The sequence below is a fragment of the Cysteiniphilum halobium genome (genome assembly GCF_003574425.1).
GTDB classification, from domain to species: domain Bacteria; phylum Pseudomonadota; class Gammaproteobacteria; order Francisellales; family Francisellaceae; genus Caedibacter; species Caedibacter halobius.
The window spans coordinates 1-643 of record NZ_QLIU01000139.1; the positions used below are offsets into that span (position 1 = coordinate 1).

Annotated in this window: 1 protein-coding gene; it reads right to left on the minus strand. The window is 30.2% G+C overall.

Going from position 1 to position 643, the window contains the following annotated elements:
- Nucleotides 1-197: 197 nt before the first annotated feature.
- A partial coding sequence (locus DNK85_RS12770; protein WP_208123201.1) for a hypothetical protein occupies nt 198-643 on the minus strand: 446 nt, incomplete at its 5' end.

The window sequence follows — 643 nt, forward strand, 5'->3', positions numbered from 1 at the left end:
CCTCTGTTATTTTGCTTTTTTCTCCCACCTTTTTTTCATTCCCTTTTTCTCTTCTTTTCTCTTCACCTCTCTTTTTCTCTCTCTTTCTCTCATTCATCTTTTTCTTTCCTCCTCTCCTCTTTTTTTTTCTTTTTTTTTTTCTCTTTCTTCTCTTTTCCCTTCCTTTTTTTTTTCCTTTCTTCTTTTCTTTTCTTTATCTATTCCCTTTCTCTTTCCTTTCTTTTCTTTTTTTTTTTCCTCCTCTTCTTTCCTTTCTCTCCTCCTCCTTCTCCCTTTTTTTCTCTTTTTATCTCTCCTTTTTTTTTATCCTTTTTTCTCTCTCTTTTCTTCCTTCCTTCTCTTCTCTCCCTCTTTTTTCTCTTCTCTCCCTCCTCTCCTTTCCTCTTTTTCTCTTTCTTTTCTCCTTTTCTTTCTTCTTTTTTCTTTTTTCTCTTCTTTTTTTTTTTTTTCTCTTCTTCTTCCTGTTTGTTTTTATCTTTTTTCTCTTTGTTCTTCTTCTCTTTTTTTTTTTTTCTTCTTTCTTTCTTTCCTTTTTCTTTTTTTTTTTTCTCCCTTTCTTCTTCTTTTCTTTTTTTTTTTTCTTCTTTCCTCTTTTTTCTCTTTTCTCTTTTTATACCTCTTTTTTTCTTTCTCTCTTTCTTCC